Source organism: Rhodococcus sp. KRD175 (assembly GCF_017168275.1).
Taxonomy (GTDB): Bacteria; Actinomycetota; Actinomycetes; order Mycobacteriales; family Mycobacteriaceae; genus Rhodococcoides; species Rhodococcoides fascians.
Genome location: NZ_JABFAQ010000014.1, coordinates 20,087 through 33,279, shown reverse-complemented (window position 1 = coordinate 33,279; position 13,193 = coordinate 20,087). Strand labels below are relative to the sequence as shown.

At 66.9% G+C, this 13,193-nt stretch carries 11 protein-coding genes; 5 read left to right on the top strand and 6 right to left on the bottom strand.

All coding sequences use genetic code 11. The features are described 5' to 3' along the window. Nucleotides 1-18 precede the first annotated feature (18 nt). A complete protein-coding gene (locus J1M81_RS19955; protein ID WP_032400466.1) occupies nucleotides 19-1,095 on the top strand; it encodes a substrate-binding domain-containing protein in 1,077 nt (358 codons plus the stop codon). Here J1M81_RS19955 and J1M81_RS19950 read toward each other — a convergent pair. Further along, nucleotides 1,076-2,290, bottom strand: coding sequence for a polysaccharide biosynthesis protein (locus J1M81_RS19950; RefSeq protein ID WP_206498676.1), 1,215 nt, complete (start codon nucleotides 2,288-2,290; stop codon nucleotides 1,076-1,078). The two genes, J1M81_RS19955 and J1M81_RS19950, sit on opposite strands and share 20 nt — an antisense overlap. A 25-nt stretch (nucleotides 2,291-2,315) precedes the next feature. Here J1M81_RS19950 and J1M81_RS19945 point away from each other — a divergent pair, with 25 nt between their 5' ends. Further along, entirely contained in the window at nucleotides 2,316-4,043 is a 1,728-nt protein-coding gene (locus J1M81_RS19945) for a hypothetical protein (RefSeq protein WP_206498675.1), read from the top strand. On the opposite strand, the gene J1M81_RS19940 is transcribed toward J1M81_RS19945, so the two are convergent. Beyond that, nucleotides 3,978-5,210, bottom strand: a complete 1,233-nt coding sequence (locus tag J1M81_RS19940) for a glycosyltransferase family 4 protein (RefSeq protein ID WP_032400525.1) — start codon at nucleotides 5,208-5,210, stop codon at nucleotides 3,978-3,980. The genes J1M81_RS19945 and J1M81_RS19940 overlap by 66 nt on opposite strands. Before the next feature lie 83 nt (nucleotides 5,211-5,293). On the opposite strand from J1M81_RS19940, the gene J1M81_RS19935 reads away from it, so the two are divergent. Both J1M81_RS19935 and J1M81_RS19930 read left to right on the top strand, forming a co-directional pair. Further along, nucleotides 5,294-6,100, top strand: a complete 807-nt coding sequence (locus tag J1M81_RS19935) for a class I SAM-dependent methyltransferase (protein ID WP_308051292.1) — start codon at nucleotides 5,294-5,296, stop codon at nucleotides 6,098-6,100. A 9-nt stretch (nucleotides 6,101-6,109) separates the two neighbouring features. After that, nucleotides 6,110-6,988 carry an ROK family protein gene (locus tag J1M81_RS19930; protein WP_206498674.1) on the top strand — a complete coding sequence of 293 codons (879 nt, stop codon included), beginning with the start codon at nucleotides 6,110-6,112 and terminating at the stop codon, nucleotides 6,986-6,988. A 66-nt stretch (nucleotides 6,989-7,054) separates the two neighbouring features. Here the strand turns inward: J1M81_RS19930 and J1M81_RS19925 are convergent, their stop codons facing one another. The 4 genes from J1M81_RS19925 to J1M81_RS19910 form a co-directional block, all read right to left on the bottom strand. Further along, nucleotides 7,055-8,884, bottom strand: a complete 1,830-nt coding sequence (locus tag J1M81_RS19925; protein WP_027495371.1) for a phosphoenolpyruvate carboxykinase (GTP) — start codon at nucleotides 8,882-8,884, stop codon at nucleotides 7,055-7,057. Between the two features lie 308 nt (nucleotides 8,885-9,192). Beyond that, on the bottom strand, nucleotides 9,193-9,495 hold the full coding sequence (locus J1M81_RS19920; RefSeq protein ID WP_206498673.1) for a DUF6802 family protein: 303 nt from the start codon (nucleotides 9,493-9,495) through the stop codon (nucleotides 9,193-9,195). Nucleotides 9,496-9,553: 58 nt separating this feature from the next. After that, entirely contained in the window at nucleotides 9,554-11,104 is a 1,551-nt protein-coding gene (locus J1M81_RS19915) for a hypothetical protein (protein WP_206498672.1), read from the bottom strand. Continuing rightward, the gene (locus tag J1M81_RS19910; RefSeq protein WP_196251019.1) at nucleotides 11,101-12,186 is read right to left on the bottom strand and encodes a hypothetical protein; all 1,086 of its coding nucleotides are present in this window, start codon (nucleotides 12,184-12,186) and stop codon (nucleotides 11,101-11,103) included. Before J1M81_RS19910 ends, J1M81_RS19915 begins: the two co-directional genes overlap by 4 nt. A gap of 226 nt (nucleotides 12,187-12,412) precedes the next feature. Between J1M81_RS19910 and trmB the strand changes: the two genes are divergently transcribed. Next, nucleotides 12,413-13,189, top strand: coding sequence for a tRNA (guanosine(46)-N7)-methyltransferase TrmB (gene trmB, locus J1M81_RS19905; RefSeq protein WP_374223904.1), 777 nt, complete (start codon nucleotides 12,413-12,415; stop codon nucleotides 13,187-13,189). Nucleotides 13,190-13,193 lie beyond the last annotated feature (4 nt).

Genomic DNA, 13,193 nt, shown 5'->3' with positions numbered 1-13,193 from the left:
GAGCGGACGGACGGCACGATGAACAGCGATCGGTTCGACACGTTTCGCGTCGGCCTGATCTTTCCGATGTCCGGACCGTTCGGCATCATCGGACCGTCGAGCGAGCTGTCGGCCCAGCTGGCCAGGGACGAACTCAACGCCTCGGCCGGTGTGTTGGGCCGCCGCGTCGAGTTGATGTCCATCGACGGCGGCCGCGATCCGGTGACGGTGGCCCACGAGGTCGCGACGCTGCTCGATGCCGGTGCCCTCGATGCGGTGGCGGGGATGCACACCTCGGCGGTACGGCGAGCCGTCATTCCGGTGACGCTCGGACGGATTCCGTACGTGTACACCTCCATGTACGAGGGCGGCGACCGCTACCCGGGACTGTTCATCACCGGTGAGACCCCTGCCAACCAGCTGGTGCCGGCGCTGGAGTTCCTCGTTCGCGAATTCGGACGACGCCGCTGGGCAATCGTCGGAAACGACTACGTCTGGCCCCGAAAGAGCGCTTCCATCACCGCAACTCGGCTCCGTGCGCTGGGCGCATCGGTGGTGCACGCGGAGTTCGCACCGGTCGGCACGAGCGACTTCGCAAGGACCGTCACCGCGATCGAGCGGTCGGGTGCCGACGCGACCGTGGTCCTCCTCATCGGCGACGACGCAGTCCATTTCCATCAGCAATTCGCCGGTGCCGGGCTGGACGCGCACTGCATCCGCCTCAGTCCACTGATGGACGAGAACATGTTGCTGGCGGCCGGCGGCGAGAACACCCACGGGCTGTACGTCGCGTCCGGCTATTTCGAAACCCTCGCCACCGAAGCAAGTTTGGGATTCTCCGCTCGTTTCGCTCGTTCATTCGGGGTCGATGCGCCGATCGTCGGCGCACTGGGACAGTCGTGCTACGAGGGCATCAAACTGCTGGGCGCGCTGGTGAACAGGGCAGGCACAGCAGATGTTCGCATCATCGAATCCGTATCCGATTCGGTGTCGTTCACCGGTGCCCGTGGGCACCTGTTTCTGTCCGACGGCCACGTTTCGCAACCGATCTATCTGGCGTTGGCGGGTGCTGTCGACTTCGAGATCATCGGCGAGATCAGACCTGCCGGCGACTGATCCTGTCTCCGAACAGAACGACTGCGCACACGACGACCATCGTGACTGCGGCGGTAACGGCTGCGACGGTGACGAACTGGGCCAGGGTGGACGCCACGAACAGCAACAGCAGCACCTCGACCGCGAGGGCGAACCAGGCGACGAGGGCCAGGCGGGTGCGCTCCCCCGCGATTGCCCACAGCAGCGCGCTCTGCAGTACCGCCAGGCACGCCCCCTGCAGCACGAAGAGCCACACGTATTGCTGCACACCGGAATACGTGTCACCGACAACCAAAGGAAGTAGCGGCGACGCCAGCGCGCCCCCCAATACCAGTACCGTGCCGAGTCCGGCGACGACGGTCAGCGCCGAGCGCACTGCGGCAGCCGAGTGCAACGGGTTCGCCATGCGCGGATACAACACCACCCCGACCGCCTGCGGCAGCCAGAACGCTGCTTTGGACGCGACAGCACCGACCGCGTACAGCCCGGCCTCGGTACTGCTGAGCAACGAACGAGCCAGCACCAGATCCAACGCGGACATCGCGATCAGCACCAACTGCACCTGCGAGGCCTGCAACACCGTCAGAACGGTCACCCTGGTTTCCGACACCGCGTTCACCGGCACTCCGGCGGCCGACCGCGCGCCGACGGCCACCACGCCGATACCGGCCGCCGTGGCCAGCAGCACCGAACCCGGGCCGCCGCCGAGCAGCAACACGACCACCGCCGGCGCCACCTTGCCGAAACCGGCCGCCGCCAACACCACGCTCAGTGCACCGAACCGGCCGCGTCCTTGCAGCAGCCCCTGCTCCGCGGCCAACAACACCAGCACCGGCGCAGCGATCACGGCCGACACCGTCGCCGCTGCCGAGACGTCCATGGCCGCCGACAACGCCGGGGACACAGCGAGAGCCAGCACACCCACGACCGCCGCACAGCGGTAGCCGACGCCACGCAGCTCGCGCGAACTGCGGCCGCGCACCACCTCGCGCGCGACGACGGACTGCAACGCCAACGCCGGGACCGCCAGAACCAATTGCACCGCAAGAAGACTCGCGAACTCGCCGTAACCCTCGACGCCGAGCATGCGACTCGCGAGCACCTGTAGCAGATACGCCACGACATTGGCGAACATCGAGCCGGCCGTCACCATCCCCATCCCGGCGACGGACGCACCCGCCGGGTGGTCTGCCTCGGACGAGGCGCGAAACGACATGCGTCCACGGTATAGGGTGCCGATCATGGCGTGGTCGAGGTCGAGGTGGACGCCGCCGCTCTACAGCCTGCTGCTCTCGCTCGTCGTTCTCGGGCCACTGCTCGGCCCTGGGTATCTCCTGCTTCGCGACGCCGTCAGCACCCCCCGTTCCTACTTCACCGACTCCGCCTGGGGAATCGCCGACGCGGCCGCGCGGGCAGTGCCGCAGGATGCCACGATCGCGGCCCTGACCACGGTGTTCGACGGTGGCCTTGTGGTCAAGGCCGTTCTGCTGGTGGCGTTGTGGACGGCCGGCTGGGGCGCGGCGGTGATGGCGCAGAGGATGCTGCCCACCGCACCACTGCCTGCGCTGCTCGTCGCGTCGACGGTGGCCGTGTGGAACCCCTACGTCGCCGAACGCCTGCTGCAAGGACATTGGAGTCTGCTCGTCGGCTACGCCGCCCTCCCGTGGACGGTGGTCGCCGCACTCGCGGTCAGGTCCGGTCGCTCCTGGTGGGCCCTCGCCGTCTGCCTGGCCGCGGCCGGGCTCACTCCCACCGGTGCGTTGCTGGCGGCAACCGTCGCGCTACTCGTCGTCGCCCTCCCCGGGGGTGCCCGACGCGGCCTGCGCGTGGTCGCCACCCTCGCGATCGCCGCCGTCGCGTCGGCGCCGTGGTTGACGGCGACGATGGTGTCGGGCGGTGGCGTCGAACCGGCGGATCCGGCGGGTTGGGCTGCGTTCGCAGCACGCGCCGAACCGGGTCTGGGCACGGTGGGTAGCCTGGCCGGTCTCGGCGGAATCTGGAACTCCGATGCCGTACCCGGTTCTCGGACAGGACTATTCGCTGTCGTGGGGACGGTCCTGTTACTGACCGTCGTCGCTCTCGGGATACGGCCGCTGTATCTGCGTCGACGCAATCCGGTGATCGTGGGCCTGAGTGTCGTTGCGCTCGCTGCCATCGCGCTTCCTGCGCTGGCAGCAACCGGACCGGGGTTGGCGGCGGCTCGTGTACTGGGCGACACCGTCCCCGGGGCCGGTCTGCTCCGCGATTCGCAGAAGTGGGTTGCGCTGGCCATGCCGATGTACGCTCTCGCCGCTGCGGCCGGTATCAGCTGGTTGGCGTCCCGGCGCACCCGATTCGGCAATGCATGGCTGCCGGGGGGCGTTGCCGTGCTGGCGTTGCTCGTTGCGCTCCCCGACCTCGGCTGGGGCGTCGGCAGCGCACTGAAACCGGTGACATACCCACAGTCGTGGCGGGCCGTCTCGGCGGAACTCGCCGACCAGGACGGCGACGTGGCCGTCCTTCCCGCCGGAATGTTCCGCCGCTTTCCCTACAGCGGCTCAGCACCCGTTCTCGATCCCGCACCCCGCATGCTGCCGCTCGACGTACTGCAGACCGGTGAGCTCCTCGTCGCAGGCGGCACGGTCCGCGGGGAAGGGAAACGGGCGACGGACGTGCAGAACGCTCTGCTCGCAGGCGACTCCGCGGACACTCTCGCGGCCCTGGGTGTCGGCTGGGTACTGGTGGAGAACACTACTCCGGGCGAGCTCGGCAATGCGCAGCAGACGTTGGACCGACTCGACGCCGTGTACTCCGACGAGGAACTGAGCCTCTATCGGGTGCCGGATCCGGCGATGCTCGAAAGTCGTTCGGCGACAACCGTTGTGCTCGCACATCTGGCGTGGGCACTGCTGTTGCTCGGCGGACTAGCGGTAGGACTCCTGAGCCGATTCGGCAGGCGTGTGCGCGTCGGCCGCCCCCACCAGGCCTGACGACCAGGTGCCGCGCGTCGTCCCGTCGAGCACCGAGAACACGCCGTCTGCGCACTGGCCCCAGGAGAACTCACCCGCGCGGACTCGTGCCTTCTCACCGAGGCGGGTGCGGGCCTCTGCGTCCTGCAGCAGTTCGGCAACGGCACCGGTCAGCGCGGACACATCGCGGTCCTCGGCTCCGGACGTCGAACCACCCACGAGAACACCGGTGACGCCGTCGATGATCGAATCGGTGAGCCCCTTGGAGCTGCGATAGCCCACCGTGGGAACACCGTGCTGGGCAGCTTCGACGACGGCGAGGCCCCAGCCCTCTTTTCGGGAGGGCATCACATGCACCCACGACCGACCGAGCAGTGCATGCTTGCGCTCCTCGTCGACATGACCGTGGAAGGTGACGTATCGATCGACGCCCAGGCTCGTGACGTACTCGCGAAGATTCCGTTCCCACCATCCGCCGCCGATGACGTCGAGATGGATGTCGGGAATGCTGCCGCGCAGTGCAGCCACGACGTCGATCGCGTCCTCGATCTGCTTGTGTGGAACCAGCCTCGACAGCACGGACAAGGACGGGTGTGGCGTGCGGGTGTCCTCGCCGCCTTCCGGCACCGACAGTGGGATGTCGTCGGCACCGTTGCGGACCACGGCGATGCGCTCCCGGTCGACACCGAGAGCGATCAGCTCGTCCGCAGAAGGCAACGACACCGTCAGGTACTGATTGCGGCGGTGCACCTTCGGTGAGATCGTCGACTCGAGCCACCAGCCGAGCTTTGCCATCATCGGGCCCGCCACCGGCCACTGCTCGCGGTGACAGTGATGCACCAGCAGCGTCACCGGCACACCGAGTACTGCGCGGGAGAAGAACGGAATGCCGTTCTGGGTGTCGATCACGGCATCCGGGGAGATCCCTTTGAGCGGCCCGAAACCGAGCCGACCGGCGGCGATGGCGGCCAGAGCGCGGGGATACACCGACAGGCGACCACCACCGCGACTGATCCGGATGCCGTCGACGATCTCCTCGGCCGGAGCACCGGGATAGGAGGCCGTCCGCAGCGTGACGCGGACACCGCGTCGAGCCAGGCCCGCGCCTACTTGCTCGAGGTAGCGCTCGCTGCCGCCGCCCTGCGGATGCCCGGTATCGCGCCAGCACAGCAACAGAACCTCGCGCACCGCTCGCTTCACCCCATCCACCGTGCTCGCTTCTCGACCGTCGTCGAATACCGCTGCCACACTAACCGCTAGGGTTCGTTTTCGTGACTTCCGCCGTGACACGACTGTTCGCCTCTCGCGCGACACTGCGTCGCTCGGTGAAACTCCTGAAGGACTTCGGGCACGAGCAGAGTTCTCCGGACATCTTCTACGGTGCCCTGGCCCGTGATTCGGTCGAACTGATCGGAGACCTCTACCGCGGCCTGACCGGCACCGACATGTCGGCGGCGACCGTGCTCGACGTCGGCGGCGGACCGGGATACTTCGCCGACGTCTTCGGCGCGAGTTGCGCCCGCTATCTGCCCGTCGAACCCGACGCCTCGGAAATGCACGCCGCCGGACTGCAGATCCCCGGTTCGGTGCTCGGCTCCGGCATGGCGTTGCCCTTCCGCGACGACAGCGTCGACATCTGCTTCTCGTCGAACGTCGCCGAGCACGTCCGCGAGCCGTGGACCATGGCCGAGGAGATGTTGCGCGTCACCAAACCCGGCGGCCTCACGGTGCTCTCGTACACCATCTGGTTCGGCCCGTTCGGCGGCCACGAGACCCGGCCGTGGCACTATCTCGGCGGCGAATACGCGGCCCGACGCTACGCCCGCACCACCGGACACGAACCCAAGAACCGATTCGGCGAATCCCTGTTCGACATCAGCGCGGCAGACGGATTGCGTTGGGCGCGAAGCACTCCCAACGCAACGCTACTGGCCGCGTTTCCGCGCTATCACCCGCGCTGGGCATGGTGGATGATGCGTGTACCGATACTCCGCGAGTTCCTCGGCAGCAACCTCGTCCTGGTCCTGAAACCGAACGCATACCCAATGGGTCATTCCGCAGGCTCCACTCCCGCATAACCTGGATCGATGACGGCACTCGCGCTCGACATCGGCGGCACCAAGATGACAGCGGCACTCGTCGGCGACGACGGACGTCCGCAGCACCCGGAGACAGTTCCGACACCGGCCACCGGCGTGTGGGAGGCCTGTGCCGAACTGCTGCACGGGGTCGTCGGAGGCGTCGACGTGACGCGGGTCGGGGTCGCGTGCTCCGGTCCGGTCGACCTCGTCACCGGGTCGGTCGCGCCGATCAATGTCGACGAGTGGAAGAACGGATTCGGCCTGCGCGAGCACATCGCCGCCGCACTGCCCGACGCCGAGGTACTTCTGGCCATGGACGGTAGCGCGGCGGCGTTGGGTGAGCATCGATTCGGTGCCGCTGTCGGGGTGCCGGACGTGCTGAGCCTCGTGGTGTCCACCGGGATCGGCGGAGGTCTGGTGCTGGGCGGGAAGATCGTCGCCGGAGCCAGTGGCAATGCCGGGCACATCGGCCACGTCGTCGTCCCCGGTTCGACGACGCCCTGCGCGTGCGGCGGAATCGGGTGCGTCGAGACCGTCTCCAGCGGCCCCTCGGCGGTGCGGTGGGCTCGGGAGCAGGGCTGGCCGGGGAACACCGGTGTCGAACTGGCTGCGGATGCCGCCGCGGGCGAACCGCTTGCCGTCACCGCATTGCAACGGGCCGGAGTGGCTCTCGGTCAGGCCATCGCATCGGCGGTCGCACTGGTGGACGTCCGGGTGGTGGTGATCGGCGGCGGCTTCGCTCAGGCCGGCCCCCCGCTGTGGGATCCGATCCGGGAGTCGATTGCCTTGCACGCGCGCCTGAAGTTCCTCGACGGCCTGCAGGTGGTGCCGGCTGCGTTGGGCGGACTCGGCACCCTGCACGGCGCGGCCGCTCTCACCGCCTGATCTCGCATACTTCGAAAGCCAGAACGGGGCCCACCCCTCGGTGAGCCCCGTTCTGTCTCGTGAATACTACGCGCCCAGGCGCTGCTTGAGGGCGTCGAATTCGTCCTGAATTCCGGTGGGCAGTTTCTCGCCGACGAAGTCGAACCACTCCTGGATCAGCGGAATCTCGGCCTTCCACTCGTCGGTGTTCACCGCGAGTGCCTCGGCGACGTCGTCGACGGTGGTGTCGAGGCCGTCGATGTCGAGTGCCTCGGCCGTGGGGACGACACCGATCGGGGTCTCGACGCCCGCGGCCTTGTGCTCGATGCGCTCGACGATCCACTTGAGCACGCGCGAGTTCTCACCGAATCCGGGCCACAGGAAGCGCTTGTCGTCGCCGCGACGGAACCAGTTGACGTAGAACACCTTCGGCAGCTTCGACTCGTCGGCGTTCTTGCCGAGGTCGATCCAGTGCTGGAAGTAATCGCCCACGTTGTAGCCGAGGAACGGCAGCATGGCCATCGGGTCGCGTCGGACGGTACCGACGGTGCCCTCGGCGGCGGCGGTCTGCTCGGAGCCGACGGTGGCTCCCATGAACACTCCGTGCTGCCAGTCGCGAGCCTCGGTCACCAACGGAACGGTGGTCTTGCGTCGTCCACCGAACAGGATCGCCGAGATCGGCACACCCTGCGGGTCATCCCACTCGGGAGCCATCGACGGGCACTGAGCCATCGGCACGCAGTACCGCGAGTTCGGATGTGCAGCATCGGTTCCGGACTCGGGCGTCCAGTCGTTGCCCTTCCAGTCGATCAGGTGATCGGGCTTGCCTTCGAGGCCTTCCCACCACACGTCGCCGTCGTCGGTAAGGCCGACGTTGGTGAACACCGAGTTGCCCTGATCGATGGTCTTCATCGCGTTCGGGTTCGAGTCCCAGTTGGTGCCCGGAGCGACACCGAAGAAACCGAACTCCGGGTTGACGGCGTAGAGACGACCGTCCTCACCGAAGCGCATCCACGCGATGTCGTCACCGATGGTCTCGGCACGCCAGCCCGGAATGGTCGGCTGAATCATCGCGAGGTTGGTCTTACCGCACGCGGACGGGAACGCCGCGGCGATGTAGTACGCCTTGTCCTCGGGGGAGATCAGCTTGAGGATCAGCATGTGCTCGGCGAGCCAGCCCTCGTCGTGGGCCATGGCCGACGCGATACGCAGCGAGTAGCACTTCTTGCCCAGCAGAGCGTTGCCGCCGTAACCGGATCCGTAGCTCCAGATCTCGCGGTCCTCGGGGAAGTGCGTGATGTATTTGGTGTCGTTGCACGGCCACGGCACGTCGGCCTGGCCCTCGGCCAGCGGAGCACCGAGCGAGTGCAGCGCCTTCACGTAGAACCCGTCGTCGCCGATCTTGTCCAGAGCGGCCTGACCCATGCGGGTCATCACACGCATGGAGATGACGACGTACTCCGAATCGGTGAGCTCGACGCCCAACTTGGGATCGGCAGCGTCCAACGGTCCCATGCAGAACGGAACGACGTACATGGTCCGTCCGCGCATGCAACCGCGGTACAGCTCGGTCATCAACGACCGCATCTCCGACGGGTCCATCCAATTGTTGGTGGGACCGGCGTCGATCTCGTCCTTGGAACAGATGTACGTGCGCGACTCGACGCGGGCCACGTCCGACGGATCGGAATTGCCGAGGAACGAGTTGGGCTTCTTCTCGTCGTTGAGACGGGTGAAGGTGCCTGCCTCGACCAGCTTGTCGGTCAGGCGCTCCCATTCGGCGTCGGATCCGTCAGCGAACACCACGGAGTCCGGTTCGGTCAGTTCGGCTACCTGAGCAACCCAGGCAAGCAGTTCTTTGTGTCGAGTCGGCACGCTGTCGGTGCCGCTCAAACCGGGAATGGTCGCTGAGGTCATCTAACTCTCCTGGGGTTAGCCGGAACCGGGAAGAATTCGCACGATCGCTGTGGGCAAGCACGCACGAGTAGATCTCGGTTTTCCCCTCTCGGCGGGGCGCTGCTCGGCCGTTCGAGCTGCAGTACACCATGTTACTGGATACAGCAAGCCGAGGACCGAGCGCCGGATGTCCTGTTCATCAGGTTAACGCCGAGCGACGTGATTCCAGAAACAGGGTGTTGTCCGATTGGTCACAAGACCGATTCAGATAGGGAAAGACCGACGCAAGAAGCCATCCACCAGCGCCGATGCAAATCAGACCGAATGGCCTACAGTCGGCCGGATTCGGACGATCTGCCCTGCCCGAAACCGTTCGCTTCCCGAAAAATCTCCCAGGATTCGTAGTGCCCGTCACGGTCGAAGGCGGTGAACTTGTCTGTCACACCGTCTCCATCGACATCCGTTACCACCGTCGTTCCGGCCTCCGTCGTCCGAACGGAAGTCTCGTGACGACCGTCGCCGTCGAGATCGAACCAGTCCGTCGAGACGTATCCGCCACCGTCGTCCGACGCGTCCTCGGCCGGCTCGTTCGTCTCGAAACCGCCCACTGCGAAGCCATCCACCGCGATCATCGACGCTCCTCACTGTCGGGTCCCTGTTCGCCGCCTGCGAACATGTTCGGACGTGCACCTACCCGCTTCGACGCATCGGTGCGCCGATCGGTTCCGGATCGCCGGGAGAGAATTCCACGGGCTTCGACGGCACGACCGAGTCGCGCCCGGACCCGCGAAATCGCTCCAGCCCGCGCTCGAGTGCAGCCAGATCCCGATCGCAGGCCGAGAGCAGCGCCGATCTGTGATCGGCGAGCGTGCGAAGTTCGGCGTCGATCTCGGCCAGCGACAGATCGATACGTGCCGCCGCCTCCCGGTCCGCCGAGGTCAATGCCGACGCGAGCGCGGACTCGGCGTCGAGAATGCGAGAGAGCAGCCGCTGTTCCACGTCCGATTTCACGCGAGCCAGACTTTCCTGGGTCCAGCCGCGAAGGTGCGCACGGTCGGCGACGAGTGCGCGTGAGCGGGTCGACCACCACGCGATCGCGGCACCGATGGCCAGTGAGACGATCGTGTTGGCGACGGCCAAGGTAGGAATCAGAGCCAGGGGCGAAACGACGAGCCGACCCAGTCCCACCCCTGCCGAGGCCCCCAGTGCGACCATCAGGACGTCCTCGATCCCGCGTCGCCTGGTCGGTTCGCCGATGTCGATCTCACCGCCTGCGGTACCGGATTCGGGCACCGTGTCGACGAGCCCGAGTTCGACTTCCACGGCGCGGAGACCGGTGGACAAGGCAGCGTCGGCGCGTGCTCGAACTGCCTGTACGGATTCGGCGAGGTGCCCGGGCAGATGGCCGAGTTCGGCCCGCCGCGATCCCTCTATCGTCTGCCGTACCTGCGCGCCGAGCATCCGAACGTCCTCGACCGCAGCGTGAATACAGTCGACCCGAACCCGTTGAATACGGTTGTGCAGCAATGCTCGTCGGTCACCACCGAGACGTTCTCGTTCATCGAGCAGCCGCGCCCGCCTGGCACGCAGAGGGGCGGTGTCACCACCTCCGGTCACTGCGCGAGCTTCGGCCACGATGGCGGCCTTCGCCTCTGCGACAGATTCCTGCACTGCAGCAACGTATTTGCGCTGTGCCCCTACCGCCGCGGCCTGCATCAGCAACGCGTCGATTCTGTCGGCGACCGCCCCGAAACCCGACTCCGCGAACACGGCAGCATCGCCAATCTCCCTACCGGCTCGTGCCAACCGTGCCGAGACCGGATGAACGGAGTGTTCCACCGCACGCGGCACACGCTCGGCGACGATCTCGATATCGGCGTCGACCACCTCGCGCCACCGGCGATGCACATCGATCTTGTTGACCACCAACACAACCGGTGTCGACTCGAAGGCAGGACGCCAGCGCTCGACGTCGGCACGGCCGACCGGAGCCGACGCGTCGACGACGATCACGACCACCGCGGCCTCCTCGACCGAGTCGGCGAACCCGATCTCCGCGCCGTCGCGCCGGGTGAGCAGATGGCATATCTCGGTCTTGCCGGATGCTGCGGTGCCGGTGACGTGAATGCCTGCAGGTCGGCTGCTGCGTGCACGGTCGATGCGTACGAGGGATTCCGAGTTCCGTCGACGCAGAACACCTTTCAGATCGTCCGGCAGCGGGAACCGGTTCGGATCGGTCACGGTCGGAGCATCCGCACATAGCCGCGGCACAGGGCCAGGGCGGAGCGCCGGACGTCGTCGTCCTCCGAGGTGGCGGCACACCGCTTCCACACCAATGCCTGCTCCAGCAGGGCCTGCTCCGAGCCCGTCTCGATCGGCACCGCCAATCGCGCTGCAGCACAGCGCATATCGGCAGCCACCGCCTCGTCCGAAGCCAGATAGGATTCGACGGCCCCTCGAACGTCACGGTGACGGGCGGATATCTGCAGCAGTTGTTCGTGCAGGTCGTCGTCGCGGGCCGTCGCAGCAGCCGAGACAGTGTCGGACACCACCGTCGTCACGGCGTCGACGCCGGTGGCCTCCCACAGCTCACGCAGTACATCCGCGTCGGACACTTCGCTACGCCGCCGGAGCGCATCGACGAGTAGGGCGAGACCGCGTAATTCCACCCGGTCCAGCAGTGCCTCTCGGCGCGGCGTCGAGAGCGGAATATCAGCACTCCGAAACCGATCGACCGTCATCAGATCCCCAGTACGCAGCGCACCGGCCGCCACGGCCCGCACATCGGCCATGTCCACAGCGAAGCCTCGGGCCGCGCCGCCCAGGCCCGCTGCAACAGATCCCATCACCGGCAGCACTCGTCGCCCCAGTTGCTCGGATGCCGCTGCGGCCGTCGCCGCAGGTTCGTCGAGAGTGTCGGCCTTGTTCAGCAGGATCACGGTGTGTGCCGGCGGTCCGCCGGGTCGAGCGGAGAGGAAGGTGATGTCGTCCGGGGACACGGCACCGGCCAGCACGTGGACGAGCACGTCGACATCGGATGCGGTGCGCCTCTGCTGCACCTCCGCGGCACGCGGGATATCGGCCCATCCGCTCTCGTGCAACCGGACCTCGAACCCGTCGGTATGCAGTCGCGCGGCATCGAGCACCGAGACAATCACCGACTTCCCGACTCCGACGCGGCCGGAAACGTGCACCTCCAGCGGCCGCAGACGCCGCTCGACAGCATTCTCGACAGCCTTCCGGCCTGCGCCGGCCCCGGCCGCGTCCACCTCTTCCGAGCGCACACGCAATCGACCCAGACCTGCCTCGGCACCGTCCATCATCGATCCCCCCGGAAACGACCCACCGAACGGCCACATCGAGATGTGCGATCGGCTCGTCGAGCACGATCGGCCACGTGGCCCGCAGCCCCCTGCTGCGGCACCGATTCTGGCACACGACGGCCGTTCCGGACGGGCCGTCGAGAATTACACCGTTGTAGTTATAGGACGTGGCCCTACCGCTGATCAGCGATGGAACAGCAAGTCTCAACTTCAACTCGAGACCCACCTGTCACACACTCCGCCGATGCGCGACAATGGACCGGTGAACGAGCCACAGGACACCTCTGCCGACACCGGAGACAACTCGGTGCAGACCCAGGAACGGGGCTCGCGGCTGTACCCCAGAGTGACCAGTTTCCGCTCCCGCCGCGGAGCGCTGACCGACGCTCAGCAGAGCACCTGGGACAACCTGTGGCCACGCATCGGCCGCGATGTCGCCGACGAGCAGATCGACATCGACGCCTGGTTCGGGCGCAGCGGTCCGGCGATTCTCGAGATCGGGTCGGGCACGGGCACGGCCACCACGGCGATGGCGATGGCCGAGCCGCACGTCAACCTCATGGCCGTCGAGGTCTACCGACCCGGGCTCGCGCAGACTCTGCAGCAGATCGAGCGCGAGAACATCGAGAACGTCAGGTTGTTCCGCGGCGACGCGATGGACGTCCTCGAGAACATGCTGACCTCGGAGTCCTTGACCGGCGTTCGCGTCTTCTTCCCCGACCCGTGGCCCAAGGTGCGCCACCACAAGCGTCGTCTCCTGCAGGGCCCCACGTTCGCGATGATCGCGGATCGCCTGAAGCCGGGCGGCGTTCTGCACGTGGCCACCGATCACGCCGAATACGCTGAGTGGATTGCCGAGGCCGGGAACGCCGAGCCCGGCCTGACCGTTCTCGATTGGGAGTCGCCCATGACGCACGAGCGGCCGGTGACCAAGTTCGAGGGCAAGGCCCAGCAGGTGGGCAGCTCGGTGACGGAATTGATCTGGGGAAGGAAGACAGCATGAGCGT

Coding starts and splice junctions, on each gene's coding strand:
- J1M81_RS19955 (WP_032400466.1), top strand. CDS start 19: ATGAACAGCGATCGGTTCGACACGTTTCGCGTCGGCCTGATCTTTCCG.
- J1M81_RS19950 (WP_206498676.1), bottom strand. CDS start 2,290: ATGTCGTTTCGCGCCTCGTCCGAGGCAGACCACCCGGCGGGTGCGTCC.
- J1M81_RS19945 (WP_206498675.1), top strand. CDS start 2,316: ATGGCGTGGTCGAGGTCGAGGTGGACGCCGCCGCTCTACAGCCTGCTG.
- J1M81_RS19930 (WP_206498674.1), top strand. CDS start 6,110: ATGACGGCACTCGCGCTCGACATCGGCGGCACCAAGATGACAGCGGCA.
- J1M81_RS19925 (WP_027495371.1), bottom strand. CDS start 8,884: ATGACCTCAGCGACCATTCCCGGTTTGAGCGGCACCGACAGCGTGCCG.
- J1M81_RS19920 (WP_206498673.1), bottom strand. CDS start 9,495: ATGATCGCGGTGGATGGCTTCGCAGTGGGCGGTTTCGAGACGAACGAG.
- J1M81_RS19910 (WP_196251019.1), bottom strand. CDS start 12,186: ATGATGGACGGTGCCGAGGCAGGTCTGGGTCGATTGCGTGTGCGCTCG.